The sequence below is a fragment of the Pseudomonas sp. ES3-33 genome (assembly GCF_000952175.1).
Classification (GTDB): domain Bacteria; phylum Pseudomonadota; class Gammaproteobacteria; order Pseudomonadales; family Pseudomonadaceae; genus Aquipseudomonas; species Aquipseudomonas gregormendelii.
Genome location: NZ_JZRI01000023.1, coordinates 1 through 16,019 on the forward strand (window position 1 = coordinate 1; position 16,019 = coordinate 16,019).

15 protein-coding genes are annotated in these 16,019 nt (G+C 60.6%); 7 read left to right on the forward strand and 8 right to left on the reverse strand.

Going from position 1 to position 16,019, the window contains the following annotated elements; genetic code table 11:
• A partial coding sequence (locus UB23_RS02650) for an aminotransferase-like domain-containing protein (protein ID WP_045057789.1) occupies nucleotides 1-766 on the forward strand: 766 nt, incomplete at its 5' end.
• Between the two features lie 110 nt (nucleotides 767-876).
• Here UB23_RS02650 and UB23_RS02655 read toward each other — a convergent pair.
• The 6 genes from UB23_RS02655 to aspA form a co-directional block, all read right to left on the reverse strand.
• A complete protein-coding gene (locus tag UB23_RS02655) occupies nucleotides 877-1,977 on the reverse strand; it encodes a polyamine ABC transporter substrate-binding protein (protein WP_045057790.1) in 1,101 nt (366 codons plus the stop codon).
• A gap of 13 nt (nucleotides 1,978-1,990) precedes the next feature.
• A complete protein-coding gene (locus UB23_RS02660; RefSeq protein WP_045057791.1) occupies nucleotides 1,991-3,022 on the reverse strand; it encodes a histone deacetylase family protein in 1,032 nt (343 codons plus the stop codon).
• A 134-nt stretch (nucleotides 3,023-3,156) separates the two neighbouring features.
• Nucleotides 3,157-4,149: an AraC family transcriptional regulator gene (locus UB23_RS02665; RefSeq protein WP_045057792.1), complete on the reverse strand. Its 993-nt coding sequence runs from the start codon at nucleotides 4,147-4,149 to the stop codon at nucleotides 3,157-3,159.
• 154 nt (nucleotides 4,150-4,303) lie between these two features.
• The gene (locus UB23_RS02670; RefSeq protein WP_045057793.1) at nucleotides 4,304-5,308 is read right to left on the reverse strand and encodes an asparaginase; all 1,005 of its coding nucleotides are present in this window, start codon (nucleotides 5,306-5,308) and stop codon (nucleotides 4,304-4,306) included.
• Between the two features lie 165 nt (nucleotides 5,309-5,473).
• The gene (locus UB23_RS02675) at nucleotides 5,474-6,925 is read right to left on the reverse strand and encodes an alanine/glycine:cation symporter family protein (protein ID WP_045057794.1); all 1,452 of its coding nucleotides are present in this window, start codon (nucleotides 6,923-6,925) and stop codon (nucleotides 5,474-5,476) included.
• A 412-nt stretch (nucleotides 6,926-7,337) separates the two neighbouring features.
• Complete coding sequence (gene aspA / locus UB23_RS02680) at nucleotides 7,338-8,762, reverse strand: aspartate ammonia-lyase (protein ID WP_045057795.1); 1,425 nt, start codon at nucleotides 8,760-8,762, stop codon at nucleotides 7,338-7,340.
• A gap of 180 nt (nucleotides 8,763-8,942) precedes the next feature.
• On the opposite strand from aspA, the gene UB23_RS02685 reads away from it, so the two are divergent.
• The 5 genes from UB23_RS02685 (at nucleotide 8,943) to UB23_RS02705 (ending at nucleotide 12,720) form a co-directional block, all read left to right on the forward strand.
• The gene (locus UB23_RS02685; RefSeq protein ID WP_045057796.1) at nucleotides 8,943-9,851 is read left to right on the forward strand and encodes a LysR substrate-binding domain-containing protein; all 909 of its coding nucleotides are present in this window, start codon (nucleotides 8,943-8,945) and stop codon (nucleotides 9,849-9,851) included.
• Between the two features lie 307 nt (nucleotides 9,852-10,158).
• Nucleotides 10,159-10,650: a 5-(carboxyamino)imidazole ribonucleotide mutase gene (gene purE, locus UB23_RS02690; protein ID WP_045057797.1), complete on the forward strand. Its 492-nt coding sequence runs from the start codon at nucleotides 10,159-10,161 to the stop codon at nucleotides 10,648-10,650.
• An 11-nt stretch (nucleotides 10,651-10,661) separates the two neighbouring features.
• A complete protein-coding gene (locus UB23_RS02695; RefSeq protein ID WP_045057798.1) occupies nucleotides 10,662-11,744 on the forward strand; it encodes a 5-(carboxyamino)imidazole ribonucleotide synthase in 1,083 nt (360 codons plus the stop codon).
• Between the two features lie 106 nt (nucleotides 11,745-11,850).
• Nucleotides 11,851-12,096 carry a GlsB/YeaQ/YmgE family stress response membrane protein gene (locus UB23_RS02700; RefSeq protein WP_045057799.1) on the forward strand — a complete coding sequence of 82 codons (246 nt, stop codon included), beginning with the start codon at nucleotides 11,851-11,853 and terminating at the stop codon, nucleotides 12,094-12,096.
• Between the two features lie 87 nt (nucleotides 12,097-12,183).
• Nucleotides 12,184-12,720: a DUF3299 domain-containing protein gene (locus tag UB23_RS02705; protein ID WP_045057800.1), complete on the forward strand. Its 537-nt coding sequence runs from the start codon at nucleotides 12,184-12,186 to the stop codon at nucleotides 12,718-12,720.
• A gap of 22 nt (nucleotides 12,721-12,742) precedes the next feature.
• On the opposite strand, the gene UB23_RS02710 is transcribed toward UB23_RS02705, so the two are convergent.
• Complete coding sequence (locus tag UB23_RS02710) at nucleotides 12,743-13,642, reverse strand: D-hexose-6-phosphate mutarotase (RefSeq protein WP_045057801.1); 900 nt, start codon at nucleotides 13,640-13,642, stop codon at nucleotides 12,743-12,745.
• A gap of 70 nt (nucleotides 13,643-13,712) precedes the next feature.
• Nucleotides 13,713-14,117 carry an acyl-CoA thioesterase gene (locus UB23_RS02715; protein WP_003176975.1) on the reverse strand — a complete coding sequence of 135 codons (405 nt, stop codon included), beginning with the start codon at nucleotides 14,115-14,117 and terminating at the stop codon, nucleotides 13,713-13,715.
• 365 nt (nucleotides 14,118-14,482) lie between these two features.
• Here UB23_RS02715 and UB23_RS02720 point away from each other — a divergent pair, with 365 nt between their 5' ends.
• Complete coding sequence (locus UB23_RS02720; protein ID WP_045057802.1) at nucleotides 14,483-15,781, forward strand: MFS transporter; 1,299 nt, start codon at nucleotides 14,483-14,485, stop codon at nucleotides 15,779-15,781.
• The last annotated feature ends 238 nt before the right edge of the window (nucleotides 15,782-16,019 follow it).

The following is a 16,019-nucleotide window of genomic DNA, read 5'->3' on the forward strand; positions in this document are numbered from 1 at the left end:
GTTGCATGGGGTGGCGGTGGACAATGAGGGTATTGATTGCAACCAGCTGGCCAGCCTTGACGATTGCCGCCTCGCCTACGTAACGCCTTCTCATCAATACCCCACAGGGGTGGTGATGAGCCTGGCGCGGCGACTGGAGTTGCTGGCCTGGGCTGAACGCAACGGAGGCTGGATCGTCGAGGATGACTATGACGGAGAATACCGTTACAGCGGCGCCCCCCTGGCACCGCTGGCGGCACTCGATCGCCACGGCCGGGTCTTGTACGTCGGCACTTTTGGCAAAGTCGCCTTTCCGGCGCTGCGCCTGGGATACCTGGTGTTGCCGCCAGCACTGGTGCAGGCGTTTTCCCAGCGTCGGGCGGTGGACGTGCGACATTCCGAGGTCAGCACCCAGGCGGTCATGGCCGAGTTCATGGCCGCCGGGCATTTCCAGCGGCACATCCGCCGCATGCGCCGCGCCGCTCTTAGCCGACGTAATACCCTCCTGGCTGGTTGGCCGCAGGCGATTGCCGGCATCGGCAGCCTGCCCGGCGTGGCCGCCGGGCTGCATCTGACGGTGGCGGTCGACTCGCCGCGCCGAGAGCAGGAGCTGGTCGAGCAGGCCGCCAGCGTCGATGTGGAGATCAATCCGCTGAGCAGCTATTGGTTGCCGGACTCTTCAACCCCCCTGGGCCAGCGGGCCGGACTGGTCCTGGGTTTCGCGGCGGTTCCAGAGCAAGCCATCCGCGCTGCACTGGGCCGCCTGGAAAAGGTTTGGCGCCGGTAGCCGCTACGAGGCGATATTTGCCAGCGGTTTCAGGTCCAGATAGGGCGTGCGCAGTGCCGGCTCATTGAGTGTGCGTAACAGTCCATCGACAGGCTCAGCTCAATGATTACTCAAGTGCCTGACTTGATTTTGGTCCAGGCACGGGTGCGTGCCCGTTCGGCATCGCGCGGCAGAGGTTGCAGGGTATAGAGCGTGCTCATCGCCGAGTCGGTCGGGTACAGGTTGGGGTTATTGCGAATCGCCGGGTCAACCAGTTCGGTAGCGTCCTTGTTCGGGTTGGGGTAACCGACGAAGTCGCTGACCGGCGCAATCACCTGCGGTTGCAGCAGATAATTGATGAAGGTGTAAGCGTCTTCGGTGTTCTTCGCACCCTTTGGAATAGCCAGCATATCGAACCAGATCGGTGCGCCTTCCCTGGGCAGGCGCATGTCGACGCTCACACCATTGTTGGCTTCCTTGGCGCGGTTGGCGGCCTGGGAGAAGCTGCCCGAGTAACCGACGGCAACGCAGATGTCACCGTTGGCGATGTCGGCCATGTACTTGGAGGAGTGGAAGTAGGTGACATAGGGCCGGATTTTCATCAGCAGAGCTTCAGCCTTGGCGTAGTCCGCAGGCTGCTTGCTGTTTGGGTCCAGGCCGAGGTATTGCAGGGCCAGTGGCAGGATCTCCGATGGCGAATCCAGCAGGGCGACTCCGCACTGCTTGAGCTTGCTGATGTTTTCTTCCTTGAAGATCAGGTCCCAACTGTCGACAGGCGCCTTGTCGCCCAGGGCGGCCTTGACCTTGTCCGGGTTGAAACCGATCAGGATGGTGCCGTACATGTAGGGCACCGCAAATTTGTTGCCCGGGTCGTTGGCTTCGATCAGCTTCATCAACTTGGGATCAAGGTGACTCCAATTCGGCAGTTTGCTGCGGTCCAGCGGCTGGAACACGCCTGCCTCGATCTGTTTGGCGAGGAACACGTTGGACGGCACCACCACATCGTAGCCGGAGTTACCGGTCAGCAACTTGGCTTCGAGCGCTTCATTGGTGTCGAAGATGTCGTAGACCAGTTTGGTCTGGGTGTTTTGTGCCTTGAAGTCTTCCAGGGCCTTGGGGGTGATGTAGTCGAACCAGTTGTAGACGCGCAAGGTTCGCTCTTCAGCCTGAGCTGCGCCGCCGAGCACCGTGGCGCACAACACTGGCGCGATAAGACGCTTGAGTCTGTTCATTGTTATTGTTTCCTCATTGAGCGCGTTCGAAACCTTCAAGAACGTTCACCGCATTGATGCCGATTTCCTCCACGGCATAGCCGCCTTCCATCACGAACAGGGTCGGCACCCCCAGCTTGGCGATGCGCTCGCCCATCGCCAGGTAATCCGGGCTGTCGAGCTTGAATTGAGAGATCGGGTCGTCCTTGAATGTATCGACACCCAAGGACACCACAACGATGTCGGCACCGTATGTTTCGATTTCTTTGCAGGCTTGTTCCAGCGCCGCGCTCCAGGCATCCCAGCCGCTGCCAGCGGGCAATGGGTAGTTGAAGTTGAAGCCTTCGCCTGCGCCTTCACCCAGCTCATCATCGTAGCCGAGAAAGAACGGAAACTCGGCTTCCGGATGGCCGTGGATCGAGGTGAACAGTACGTCGTTGCGCTCGTAGAAAATCGATTGGGTGCCGTTGCCGTGGTGGTAGTCGACGTCGAGGATTGCGACTTTCCCATGGCCTTGGTCGAGGAAGGCTTGAGCGGCAATGGCGGCGTTGTTGAGGTAGCAGTACCCACCCATCAAGTCGCTGGCCGCGTGGTGTCCCGGTGGGCGGCAAAGGGCAAAGGCACTGTGGGCGCCGGCCTGGATCTGGGCCTGTGCGGTGAGTGCAACTTGCGCTGCGCTGTAGGCCGCCTGCCAGGTGCCGGCGGTAATCGGGGCGCCGCCGTCGAAGCTGTAGTAGCCGAGTTGGCCGTGCAGACTGGTGGGTTTGATTGCACGCAAGGTCCGCGCCGGCCAGGTGTACGGCAGCAAGTCGCCGTCAGTATTAAATTCAGTCCAGCGTGTCCAGGCGCCCTTGAAGAAGTCCAGGTAGTCGCGGCTGTGGATACGGGCGATGGGGTCGAGGCCGAAATCTTTCGGTGCATGCACGGGGCCGAGGTTCTGGTTCTGCACGCGTTGCAGCACGTGGTCTGCACGCGAGGGCATTTCAAAGCAGGGCTTGAGTTGCCCGTCTATCAATTCGCAGCGGCCGTGGTGCAGGTGATGGTCGTCAGAGTAGATGGTCAGCATTTCTTGTTCTCCGCAGGCTGATTCGGTTGAACACAGTCTTGCTCGCGCAGGGCAATTCGGAGAACGGCAGGAAAGGCCAAAAGGGGATCAATATGGCCAAAAAATGTGACCGAAATTCGCCCCTAAACGATTTTTCAGGGGCGGAACTGGCTTGGCGCTACGCCACTCCAGCGCACGAATGCATGTCGAAAACTGGCGGTCTCGCTGAAGCCCAGCGCTTCAGCAATCCGGTAGATCGGCATCTGGTCTTCGCACAACATGTGTTTGGCCTGTTCGAAGCGCAACTCGTCGAGCAGTTCCTGATAGCTGCACCCCAACTCCTTGAGATGGCGACGTAACGTGCGCGCGGAGCAATTCATCTGCTGCGCCAGGCCTTCGAGGCCCGGTGCGGCATTGAGCTGTGCGCGCAGCAACTGCCGGATCCGCCCCAGCCATGCCTGCCGTCCAGTGAATTCGAGATTCTGCTTGCGGCAGCGCTCGGCCATGGCTTGATGGGTGATGGTGTCGGCCAGTGGCAGGGGGTGGTCCAGCCAGCGCTTGTCGAAGGCGAACGCGTTGTCCCGCGCGTCGAAGTGCAGGGCGCAGTCGAAGTGCTCGGCGTAGATCGCCTGATAGTCAGGCGCCGGGTGTTCCAGGCGCGCCGCCAGCAACGGCAGGGGGTGCCCGAGGAGGTCGTCGCAGATGACTTTCAACGACACCAGGCAGAACTCGGCGTTGAACACCGCCAGTGCCGGGTTCTCCCGGTAATCGGCGGCGACGAACCAGATGCGCTCATCGTCCTCTTCCAGGCTCAACTCGAAAAGTGTTCCCAACAGCGCCGGATAGCGCATCGCCAGGCGCAAAGCGTCACCGAAGGTGGCACTGGTGAGCAGGGCATAACCGAGCATGCCGTAGGATGAAACGTGCATTCTCCGGCCCAGTTCCAGGCCGATATCACGCTTGAGCGCGACCGCGTTGGCGCAGACCTGCATCTCCTGGTTGGTCGTGATGCGCGTGTCCGCCCGGTTCAGATCCGCCGCACTGATACCGCTGCCGGCGAGCAGGGCGTCGCTGGACAGGCCTTTGGCCTTGAAGGCGTCAAGCACGAGGGAAACGGCGTTGAGGGTGGTGAGGTGGGAGTGGAGCATGGGCGGCTTCCAGCCTGGGGATGGCTGGAACGCAGCAAGTTATGTGCCCAATGATCAACCTGTGGGAGCGGGCTTGCCCGCGATGCGGCGGCACATTCAACATTGATGTGACTGACGTCCGCTATCGCGAGCAAGCTCCCACAGGTTTTGTATGTCAGCTGAGCTCGCCGCACAGGTCCAGCTCGACCAGCCGCTGTACCTCAGCGGAGTCCAGACCGGCACCCAGTAACGCATGCAACTTGCCGAACGCCGCTTCACGGGTCATGCCGCCGCCGGAAAGCACGCCAACGCCGCGCAATCGGCTGCCAGCTTCGTACACGTCCAGCTCTACGCCACCTTCATGGCACTGGGTTACCGCGACCACCACCACACCTTTATCCCGGGCCCGCGACAGCGCGGCGAGAAACTCGGGGTTGTCGCTCGGCCCGGTGCCGCTGCCGTAGCACTCCAGTACCAGGCCTTGAATGCCGCTGTTGAGCACGCCGTCCAGTTGCTCGGCGCCAATCCCTGGGAATAGCGGCATCACTGCCACTTTCGCCAGCTGCCTGTGTTGCTGGTAGCCAAGCTGCATCGGCACAGCAGACGCTTTCGCACCACCACCCTGACGCTCCAGACGCTTGAACGGGTGCCGACCGAAACTGCGTACTTTCGCGCAACGAGTCGGGTCCAGCAGTTCGCCATGGAAATACAAATGCACACCTGGGGCCACGCCATGCCCAAGCGCCACCAATGCTCCGCCGAGATTTTCCCAGGCATCGCTGTCAGCGACGCCGGCCGGCAGCATCGAACCGGTGAAACATACCCGGGCCTGCAGGCCGAGCAACTGAAAGCTCATGGCCGCCGCGCTGAAGGCGAGCGTGTCGGTGCCATGCAGGATCAACACGCTGTCGCAGCCCTGGACATCGACGGCGTCAACCACCGCTTCACGCAGTTGCTGCCAATACGTCGGGCTCATGTTGGCGCTGTCGATCAGCGGCGACATCTCGCGAAAACGCCACTGGGGCACCACCAGCTCAGGCTGGCTGTGCAGGTATTCGCGCATTCGTGCTTCGAAACCGGACGCCGGGGCCAGGCCGTTGGCACTGGCCTGCATGCCGATGGTGCCGCCGGTGTAGAGCACCATGACGTGCTGGGCGGCAGGGTAGGAACTGGGAACCATGGGCAAATCTCCGCAAGACATGACGTGTGGGAGTGAGCCTGCTCGCGATAGCGCACTGGCAGCCGACATTGCAGTGTCTGTCGTAGCGCCATCGCGAGCAGGCTTGCTCTCACAGGTTTTACATTTTAACTGACGAGCGCAGGGGATGCGCCCGTCATTCACCGATCAGCGTTGCGCTGCGGGTACGCCTTGCGCTTCAGCTTCAGCCTGGGTGGCTGCGGCTGGTGGCTTGGCTGGCCAGGCGTTCAGGTCGAGGTCCAGGTCCGGGAACTTGCTCGAATCGAACACCGGCGTCTTGATGCCGGCAGCGCGCTGGTCGTCGTAGTCACGCAGGATGCGCATGCCGACGTTAAACAGCAGGAACAGCGCGATCAGGTTGACGAAGGCCAGCATGGTCATGGTGATGTCGGCGAATGCGAACACCGTGCCCAGGTTTTCGATCGCGCCCCAGAAGATCAGCACCAATACCAACGCGCGGTAACCCATCAGCGCCTTGCGGTTTTCACCGATCAGGAAGCGCAGGTTGCTCTCGCCCAGGTAGTAGTTGTAGAGAATCGAAGTGAACACAAACAGGGCCAGCGCCACGGAAATGAACATCCGGCCCCACTCGCCCACTACGGCTGCCAGCGAGTTCTGGGTCAGGGCAATGCCATCGCCTTCGAAACCAGGGGTATAGAAACCCGAGAGCAGGATCAGCAGAGCGGTACAGGTGCAGATCACGAAAGTATCCAGGAACACACTGAACGCCTGCACCACGCCTTGTGCCACCGGGTGCTCGACCGAAGCCACCGCCGCCACGTTAGGCGCACTGCCCAGGCCTGCTTCGTTGGCGAACACGCCGCGCTTCACGCCCATGATGATCGCGCTGCCGATCAGGCCGCCGAACGCCTGGTCGAGACCGAAAGCGCTTTTGACGATGGTCATCAACATGCCTGGCACTTGATCGAACTGCAGCACGATCACGTAGATGGTCACGCCGATGTACACCAGGGTTTTTACGGGAACCAGCAGGTCGGCGACCTTGGCGATACGCTTGATACCACCAATGAACACCAGGCCCAGCAGCACTGCCAGACCGATACCGGTGTAAGTGGTGTCTAGCCCGAAGGCGTTGTTCAGCGAGTGGGTCACGGCGTGGGACTGCAAGCCGTTGAAGGCGAAGCCGAAGGTGATCAGCAGCAGGAATGCCATGATCATGCCCAGCCAGCGTTTCTGCAGGCCGTGCTGGATGTAGTAGGACGGGCCGCCACGGTACTGGCCTTCGGAATCGCAGCGCTTGTAGAGCTGGCCGAGGGAACATTCGAAGAAGCTGCTGGACATGCCGACCAGTGCAGTTACCCACATCCAGAACACAGCGCCCGGGCCACCCAGGGTCACGGCGATGCCGACCCCGGCGATGTTGCCTGCACCGACGCGGCCGGCGAGGCTGAGCATCAGGGCCTGGAACGAACTCAATTGCCCGGCGCTGCTTTTGAGGCTGTCACGGAACACCGCGAACATGTGGAAGAAGTGGCGCAGTTGTACGAAACGCGAGCGGATCGTGAAGTAGCTACCGAGCCCGACAATGAGCACGATCAGTACTTTTCCTGAGAGGAAGTCGTTAATGACTTCGAGCATGGATTATTCCTCGCTGTTTTTTTGTGTAGGCAAATGCTGGGCGGGGCAGAAACATCGCGTTACACCGATTTGCGCACGGCAAAACAGGCGAGGCGAAGTTTTCGTCCCGGTTCCAAATCGCGGGTTTGTTATTAGTTCGGGTTTCGCATGGGTTTGGGTCTCGTTACCGACGACCGCTCACGCGAAGAGGGGCGGCACTATACCCATGCTTTTGTGTGGGAGCGAGCCTGCTCGCGAAAGCGGTTTATCAGTCCCATCTAATCCAGGTTTGCCACCGCCATCGCGAGCTGGCTCGCTCCCACGGGTTTTTCGGTAAAAAAAAGGGCCTGGGGAGCAAGTCCCCAAGCCCTCAAAAGGTGAGAGGTGTCTAGTCCCTCGACCTGGTGAGCGGTACTGCAAACAACGTGTCGGCTCAGGCTTTAAGCGGGACCAGACGCGGAGCAATCATGTTTTCCGGGCGCAGGATGTCGGCGAGCATTTCGTCGTCGAGCAAGCCTTCTTCACGCACCAGCTCCAGCACGCCACGGCCGCTTTCCAGGGCAATACGGGCGATGCGGGTGGCGTTTTCATAGCCGATGTACGGGTTCAGTGCGGTGACCAGGCCGATCGAGTGCTCGACCAGTTCACGGCAGCGTTCTTCGTTGGCGGTGATGCCGACGATGCAGTGCTCGCGCAGCATGTCCATGGCGCGTTGCAGCAGGCGGATCGAGTCGAAGATCTTGAACGCGATCAGCGGCTCCATCACGTTCAGCTGCAGCTGGCCGCCTTCGGCCGCAATGGTCAGGGCCAGGTCGTTGCCGATGATCTGGAACGCCACCTGGTTCACTGCTTCCGGGATTACCGGGTTGACCTTGCCGGGCATGATCGAGCTGCCTGGCTGACGTGCCGGCAGGTTGATTTCGTTGATGCCGGTGCGCGGGCCGCTGGACAGCAGTCGCAGGTCGTTGCAGATCTTCGACAGTTTGACTGCTGTACGCTTGAGCATGCCGGAGAACAGCACGAAGGCGCCCATGTCCGAGGTGGCTTCGATCAGGTCGGCAGCCGGTACCAGCGGTTGTCCGCTGATCAACGCCAGGCGCTGAACGGCCAGGTGCTGGTAGCGCGGGTCGGCGTTGATGCCGGTACCGATGGCTGTGCCGCCCAGGTTCACTTCAGTCAGCAACTCGGGAGCCAGTGTCTTCAGGCGTGCCAGGTCTTCACTCAGGGTGGTGGCGAAGGCGCGGAATTCCTGGCCGAGGGTCATCGGCACGGCGTCTTGCAGCTGGGTACGCCCCATCTTCAACACGTGGCTGAATTCTTCACCCTTGGCGGCGAACGCCTGGATCAGGCTGTCGAGGCTGGCCAGCAGTGCGTCGTGACCCAGCAGCAGACCCAGGCGGATCGCAGTCGGGTAGGCGTCGTTGGTCGACTGCGCCATGTTCACGTCGTTGTTCGGGTGCAGGTATTGGTATTCGCCTTTCTGGTGACCCATGGCCTCCAGTGCGATGTTGGCGATGACTTCGTTGGCATTCATGTTGGTCGAAGTGCCAGCGCCGCCTTGAATCATGTCCACCACGAACTCTTCGTGGAAATCACCGCGGATCAATCGTGCACAGGCTTCGCTGATGGCAGCGTGCTTGGCTTCGCTCAGGTGACCCAGCTCGCGGTTGGCGTCAGCGGCGGCCTGTTTGACCATTGCCAAGCCGACAACCAGCTTCGGGTAATGCGAAATCGGAACGCCGGAGAGACGGAAATTATTCACCGCTCGCAGGGTCTGGATGCCGTAATACGCTTGAGCAGGTACTTCAAGTACGCCAAGCAGGTCTTTTTCTGTGCGGAAAGATGCAGCGGAGGACATGATAGAAATCATCTCAATATGGACCCGGGCTGTGCCGGAACACTGCAAATGCTAGGCTTGTAGAGAGTTTTCGGCCAATGCTGTTAAACACTGACCTATGCAAATTCGGCATAATGGGAATGTGACGCCGTGTTGGTAAAGAGCGTGTGACCTAATTTGGTGCGTGTCCGGGAGGACTTGATGAATCTGGAAAGTAAATGGCTCGAGGACTTCAGTGCCCTGGCCGCTACCCGAAGTTTCTCCCAGGCCGCCGAACGCCGTTTTGTGACGCAGCCTGCCTTCAGCCGGCGCATCCGCAGCCTGGAAACGGCGCTGGGTCTGCAGCTGGTCAACCGCTCGCGCACGCCGATTGAACTGACGGCGGCGGGGCAGTTGTTTCTGGTCACCGCACGAACGGTGGTCGAGCAACTCGGTGAAGTGCTGCGCCACCTGCATCACTTGGAAGGCGGGCAGGGTGAGGTCATGCAAGTCGCTGCGGCGCACTCGTTGGCCCTGGGCTTTTTTCCGCGCTGGATTGCGCAGTTGCGCAACGAAGGCCTGAACATCGCCACTCGACTGGTCGCCACTAACGTAGGTGACGCGGTGCATGCGTTGCGCGAAGGCGGCTGCGATCTGATGCTCGCGTTCTATGACCCTGACGCTGCGATGCAGATGGACCCCGAGATTTTCCCGTCTCTACACTTGGGCCAGACCGAAATGCTCCCGGTGTGCGCCGCCGATGCCGATGGCAAGCCACTGTTCGATCTCGAAGGCGAAGGCAGTGTGCCGCTGCTGGCCTACAGCGCCGGTGCATTCCTGGGGCGTTCGGTCAATATGCTGCTGCGCCAGCGGGCACTGCGCTTCACCACCATCTACGAGACGGCGATGGCCGACAGCCTCAAGAGCATGGCGCTCGAAGGCCTGGGGATAGCGTGGGTGCCGCAACTGAGTGTGCGCGCCGAGCTGGCGCGCGGGGAGCTGGTGGTATGCGGCGGCCCGCAATGGCATGTGCCGCTGGAAATTCGTCTGTATCGCTGTGCGCTGGTTCGCAAGGCGAACGTGCGATTGTTGTGGCGCAAGCTGGAAGGCGGCGCGGCGCAGGGTTCATAAACTGCGCTGTGTTTACGGACGCCAAGATCGCAGCCTTCGGCAGCTCCTGAAGAGATCGGCGCAGGAGCTGCCGAAGGCTGCGATCTTTTGATCTTGTTGGCTGACCTTCAGGTCAATAAAACCGGCACTTTGCGCCGTAGGACAGATGGTCGTTTCGGGGGCTGTTTATCTGCTTCATTACGGTATACTGCGCGGCCTTTGGCCGGTTCGACCGGCCTGAATTCGTACAACAAGCCACGCCGGATTTCCCGCGTGGCTTGTTGTTTTTTGACGCGCCTGCGGGCGCCCAGAGAGAAGAGGCACGACGATGAGTGCACTGGTTGGCGTGATCATGGGCTCCAAGTCCGATTGGTCCACCCTTAGCCACACCGCCGATATGCTGGAAAAGCTCGGCATTCCTTACGAGGTGAAAGTGGTCTCTGCCCACCGTACCCCGGACCTGCTGTTCCAGTATGCCGAAGAGGCCGAGGCGCGTGGCATCGAGGTGATTATCGCCGGTGCCGGCGGCGCGGCGCACCTGCCAGGCATGTGTGCGGCCAAGACCCACCTGCCAGTGCTGGGCGTCCCTGTGCAGTCGTCCATGCTTTCGGGCGTCGACTCGCTGCTGTCCATCGTACAGATGCCTGCGGGCATTCCGGTCGCCACGCTGGCCATCGGCAAGGCCGGTGCAATCAACGCAGCCTTGCTCTCGGCAAGCATCCTGGGCGCCAAGCACCCGCACTTCCACGCGGTGCTGAAAACATTCCGCGCTGAGCAGACAGACAGCGTCCTGGAAAATCCAGACCCACGCATCGCCTGAGGTTGTTGACGATGAAGATCGGTGTAATCGGTGGCGGCCAGTTGGGTCGCATGTTGGCGTTGGCGGGCACCCCGCTGGGTATGAACTTCGCTTTCCTGGACCCTGCGCCGGATGCTTGCGCAGCCGCGTTGGGCGAGCATCTGCAGGCCGATTATGGCGATCAGGATCACCTGCGCCAGCTGGCAGATGAAGTCGATCTGGTGACTTTCGAATTCGAGAGCGTACCGGCGGAAACCGTCGCATTTCTCTCACAGTTCGTTCCGGTGTACCCGAGCGCCGAAGCCCTGCGAATCGCGCGTGATCGCTGGTTCGAGAAGAGCATGTTCAAGGACCTGGAGATACCGACGCCAGCGTTCGCCGACATCCAGTCGCAAGCCGACCTGGACGCCGCAGTGGCGTCTATCGGCCTGCCTGCCGTGTTGAAAACCCGTACCCTGGGTTACGACGGCAAGGGTCAGAAAGTCCTGCGCAAACCCGAAGATGTAACAGGTACGTTTGCCGAACTGGGCAGCGTGGCCTGCCTGCTGGAAGGCTTTGTACCTTTTACCGGGGAAGTTTCGCTGATTGCCGTGCGCGCTCGCGATGGCGAAACCAGGTTCTACCCGCTGGTGCACAACACTCATGACAGCGGCATCTTGAAGCTGTCCGTGGCCAGTACCGATCACCCCCTGCAGGGCCTGGCCGAAGATTACTCAAGCCGCGTGCTCAAACACCTGGATTATGTGGGCGTGATGGCGTTCGAGTTCTTCGAGGTTGACGGTGGTCTCAAGGCCAACGAAATCGCCCCTCGCGTTCACAACTCCGGACACTGGACGACGGAAGGCGCCGAGTGCAGCCAGTTCGAGAACCATCTGCGCGCCGTTGCCGGCTTGCCGCTGGGCTCGACGGCCAAGGTCGGTGAGAGCGCCATGCTCAACTTCATCGGCGTCGTGCCGCCGGTAGAGAGAGTGATCGCCATCGCCGATTGCCACCTGCATCACTATGGCAAGGCGTTCAAGGCTGGTCGCAAGGTCGGTCATGCCAACCTGCGCTGCGCCGACAAGGCTACGCTGGAGCAGCAGATCATCAAGGTCGAAGCGCTCATCGCCGAATAGTTTCACCTGACAGCGGCGGAACCATTCAAGGCCCGCCGTTCTCTGATGGCAGTATGCGAAAGTCTGACTAGTCTTCTGCATAGCCATTCAATCAGAGGGAAATGTCATGGGAATTATTGGAACCATCTTTATCGGCTTGATCGTCGGCCTGCTGGCGCGTTTCCTGAAACCGGGCGATGACAGCATGGGCTGGATCATGACCATCTTGCTCGGTATCGGCGGTTCGCTGGCGGCCACTTATGGCGGCCAGGCGTTGGGCTTCTACCAGGCCGGCGAAGGCGCAGGTTTCCTGGGCGCGCTGGTCGGTGCCGTGATTTTGCTGGTGATCTACGGCTTGATCAAAAAGAACTGATTCAAGCGACAAAGCCCTCTCTGCGCGGCGTGCAGAGAGGGCTAGAATGCTCGGCGTTCCAACATTCCCCCAAACCCGAGCACCTCCATGCGCCGCATTCTGTTGACCGTACTTTTATTGGGCGCCGGCCTCGTCCATGGCAGTGAGCTGCCGGAAACCGACTGGCTGCAATTGATGCCCAAGTCCGACCAGAAGGCCCTCGAGGCCATGCCGGAAATCGATCACGACTCTCCCGAAGGCGATGGCACCTTTACCGAAAAAGGTGGCATGAAGCAGAGCAAGGGCTTGCCCGCAGTGATGTATTCGACCAAAACCGTAGCGTCGATGAACGACAAAAAGATTCGTATCGGTGGTTATCCGGTGCCGCTGGAGAGCGACGCCAAGGGTCGCAGCACGCTGTTCTTCCTGGTGCCCTATCCAGGCGCCTGCATCCACGTGCCACCACCGCCGCCCAATCAGCTGGTGCTGGTGCGTTACCCAAAAGGCTTGAAGCTGGATGATATCTACACGCCGCTGTGGGTCACCGGCACGCTGAAAGTCGAGCAGGTCACTAACGACCTGGCTGATGCGGCGTATGCCCTGGATGCGGCCACGGTGCGGGTGGTGCAGGAGTCGGATTTGTAGGTGTCCGGTAAAAGCGATGCTTTTAAAGCGGCTTGCTGGCGATGCTCACACCAAGCGTGTGACTCGACCCCGGCGCCAGCACCACCACATCGTCCATCACATTCGCCGTCTCGATGCACAGCATGCGCTGCCAGCCATCGTCAGCCATGTCGCTGAACGCTGCCGCGCGCTCAACCCACGGATTCCAGATCACCGCCGAGCGCGAACCGCTGCTGCGCAGCTCGATCCGCCGTTCCCACGCCGGGTCAACAATGCTCAGCGTTTGGGGCGTATCGAGATAGATGCGATCAGTCTCGCCGGTGAACTGCAGGTCACCGATCTGCTTCACGGTTTTCCAGTCATCCAGCGTCTCGATGTAGTTCAAGCCATCCAGGCCCTCGATATGCACAGTGCGCACATCGCTGACCGCGAAATAGCTGTGCAATGCCTGGCTGATCGTGACGCTTGAGTTGCCGCGGTTATGACTGGTCAGGCCGATGTGCAGCTGCTCATCCAGGCGAATGCTCAGCTTCAGATCCATTTCATGCCGCCAGCCTGGAAAGCCGCCATCGGGGTAGGGCAGGGCGAACTCGACCTTCAGGGTTTCACCCTCGGTCTCGATGCCGGCCAGCTCCCAGTCCATCGCCCGGACAAACCCGTGGGCCGTCGCCGGCTCCTGGCTGGAACGCATGGCCTGAACGCTTTGCGGGTTGCGCGCCAGATTGCCGAACCATGGCCAGCAGACGGGCACACCGGCACGAATGCTCTTGCCGGTGTTGAACACTGCCTCATCGTTGAGCCAGATCAGCGGCGGTTGGCCGGCCAACTGATAGCTGAGGATTTGCGCGCCTTGCTGGGCGACCAGCAATTCGGCCTGACCGTGGCGGATGCGCCAGCAGTTCAGGTCATCCAGTTTCATGGCTTCTACGTTGGGCGTGCTCATGGGGCGACTCTCAATCTGGAACAGGGCTGCAATGGACCGCAAAACGCTCCCGGCGTTTGACGCTTTAGGGCTATCGAGCTCTGGACGGAACCGAACGGGTACGCCCACTGCCGTCGATGGCAACGAACACGAACACCGCTTCGGTGACCTTGCGCCATTCGCTGGACAGCGGATCGTCGCTCCACACCTCAACCATCATCTGGATCGAGCTACGGCCGATTTCCAGGGCCTGGGTATAGAAGGAGAGCTGGGCGCCTACCGCTACAGGTACCAGGAACGCCATGCGATCGATCGCCACGGTAGCTACGCGACCGCCCGCGACCTTGCTGGCCATCGCAGTGCCAGCCAAATCCATCTGCGCCACCAGCCAACCGCCGAAAATATCGCCGAAGCCGTTGGTTTCGCGCGGCAATGCAGTGATTTGCAGGGCCAGGTCGCCTTGCGGGATTGGATCTTCTTGTTCGAGCTCTATCATGCCGGGGGGGCCTCTGACCCGTGAGTCTTCATTGGTACTTCAGGTGAATAGCCGTCCTAAGAAAAAACGATTCAGCCCCGAACATACTACGTTCGTCACGTTTTTCGAAAGGCGCCTAAAAGGGAAACTCTGCGAAATCGCCTATGTACCCCGGCAGGCGTTTTCGCACAGCAACCCAGTCAAATCCTTGCAGGATTGCGAGTATATCGGTCGGTAGACTCCGAGACGACCGTCGGGTTCTCATTTTGACCGTCAAATATGCACATCCATGTGCTTTTTCGAACAATTTGCTATCGTGCCGGACCTGCCCAAGCCTCGGCCAGAGCTGTTGAGGTTGCAGATTCGACTATAAGAGAAGCCTTGCCATGACCACAGCGCCCTCGAGCGTCGCGCAGCCAACACAACCCGCACGTCCGCTGACTCGGAATGACTACAAGACCCTGTCGCTGTCCGCCCTCGGTGGTGCGCTGGAATTCTACGACTTCATCATCTTCGTATTTTTCGCCACGGTGGTGGGCAAACTGTTCTTCCCGGCCGACATGCCCGAGTGGCTGCGGCTGATGCAGACCTTCGGCATCTTCGCTGCCGGTTACCTGGCGCGCCCGTTGGGCGGCATTGTCATGGCGCACTTCGGCGACCTGCTGGGCCGCAAGAAAATGTTTACCTTGAGCATTTTCATGATGGCGGTGCCGACCCTGATCATGGGTCTGCTGCCAACCTACGCGCAGATCGGCATGTGGGCACCGATTTTGTTGCTGGTGATGCGGGTCATCCAGGGCGCGGCTATCGGCGGGGAAGTGCCCGGCGCGTGGGTTTTCGTTTCCGAGCATGTGCCCCAGCGTCACATCGGCTACGCCTGCGGCACCCTGACCAGCGGCCTGACCGCCGGCATCCTCCTGGGCTCATTGGTCGCCACCGCGATCAACAGCCTTTACACCCCCACCGAAGTCGCTGATTACGCCTGGCGTATCCCGTTCCTGCTGGGGGGCGTGTTTGGCCTGTTCTCGGTTTACCTGCGTCGCTGGCTGCACGAGACCCCGGTATTTGCCGAGCTGCAACTGCGCAAAGCGCTGGCCGAAGAAGTGCCGCTCAAGGCCGTGTTGCGTGACCATCGTGGCGCTATCCTGATTTCCATGCTGCTGACCTGGTTGCTGTCTGCCGGCATCATCGTCGTCATTCTCATGACCCCGACCGTGCTGCAGACCGTCTACCATTTCGCGCCAACCGTCGCCTTGCAGGCCAACAGCCTCGCCATCGTCTTCCTGAGCCTGGGGTGTGTTGCGTCCGGCGCACTGGCAGACCGCTTTGGCGCAGGTCGGGTATTCGTGTTCGGCAGCGCCGCGTTGCTGATCAGCTCGTGGACCTTCTATCACAGCCTGTTCAACCACCCCGACTGGCTGTTCCCGATGTATGCCCTGACCGGCTTGCTGGTAGGCACCATCGGTGCGGTGCCCTACGTGATGGTCAAGGCCTTCCCGGCGGTGGTGCGCTTCAGCGGGCTGTCGTTTTCCTACAACCTGGCCTACGCCATCTTCGGCGGCCTGACGCCGATGGTGGTGACCCTGCTGCTCAAGGAAAGCCCGATGGGCCCGGCCTACTATGTCGCGATCATTTGTGGCGTCGGGATAGTGGTGGGTGGGTACCTCTGGAAGAAGGGGCGCTAGCGCGCAATCTTCTTCAATCTTGCCGACCCCGTCGCGAGCAGGCTCGCTCCCACACTGACTCTGTAATCACTTCAGAACCGCTGTGGGAGTGAGCCTGCTCGCGATGCGGGCAACGCGGGTCTCCCTTCCGGCATCGAATGGTGGCCTTTCATCCAATTGTCATATTTCAGCCATAGAGTGTTCACACGGCCTGCTAATACTTGGCCCCGACTTAACACACCCTATCTGCTAGGAGTAA

Coding starts and splice junctions, on each gene's coding strand:
- UB23_RS02700 (WP_045057799.1), top strand. CDS start 11,851: ATGGGAATTATTGGAACCATCTTTATCGGCTTGATCGTCGGCCTGCTG.
- purE (WP_045057797.1), top strand. CDS start 10,159: ATGAGTGCACTGGTTGGCGTGATCATGGGCTCCAAGTCCGATTGGTCC.
- UB23_RS02710 (WP_045057801.1), bottom strand. CDS start 13,642: ATGAGCACGCCCAACGTAGAAGCCATGAAACTGGATGACCTGAACTGC.
- UB23_RS02665 (WP_045057792.1), bottom strand. CDS start 4,149: ATGCTCCACTCCCACCTCACCACCCTCAACGCCGTTTCCCTCGTGCTT.
- UB23_RS02705 (WP_045057800.1), top strand. CDS start 12,184: ATGCGCCGCATTCTGTTGACCGTACTTTTATTGGGCGCCGGCCTCGTC.
- UB23_RS02715 (WP_003176975.1), bottom strand. CDS start 14,117: ATGATAGAGCTCGAACAAGAAGATCCAATCCCGCAAGGCGACCTGGCC.
- UB23_RS02685 (WP_045057796.1), top strand. CDS start 8,943: ATGAATCTGGAAAGTAAATGGCTCGAGGACTTCAGTGCCCTGGCCGCT.
- UB23_RS02695 (WP_045057798.1), top strand. CDS start 10,662: ATGAAGATCGGTGTAATCGGTGGCGGCCAGTTGGGTCGCATGTTGGCG.
- UB23_RS02670 (WP_045057793.1), bottom strand. CDS start 5,308: ATGGTTCCCAGTTCCTACCCTGCCGCCCAGCACGTCATGGTGCTCTAC.
- UB23_RS02655 (WP_045057790.1), bottom strand. CDS start 1,977: ATGAACAGACTCAAGCGTCTTATCGCGCCAGTGTTGTGCGCCACGGTG.
- UB23_RS02720 (WP_045057802.1), top strand. CDS start 14,483: ATGACCACAGCGCCCTCGAGCGTCGCGCAGCCAACACAACCCGCACGT.
- UB23_RS02660 (WP_045057791.1), bottom strand. CDS start 3,022: ATGCTGACCATCTACTCTGACGACCATCACCTGCACCACGGCCGCTGC.
- UB23_RS02675 (WP_045057794.1), bottom strand. CDS start 6,925: ATGCTCGAAGTCATTAACGACTTCCTCTCAGGAAAAGTACTGATCGTG.
- aspA (WP_045057795.1), bottom strand. CDS start 8,762: ATGTCCTCCGCTGCATCTTTCCGCACAGAAAAAGACCTGCTTGGCGTA.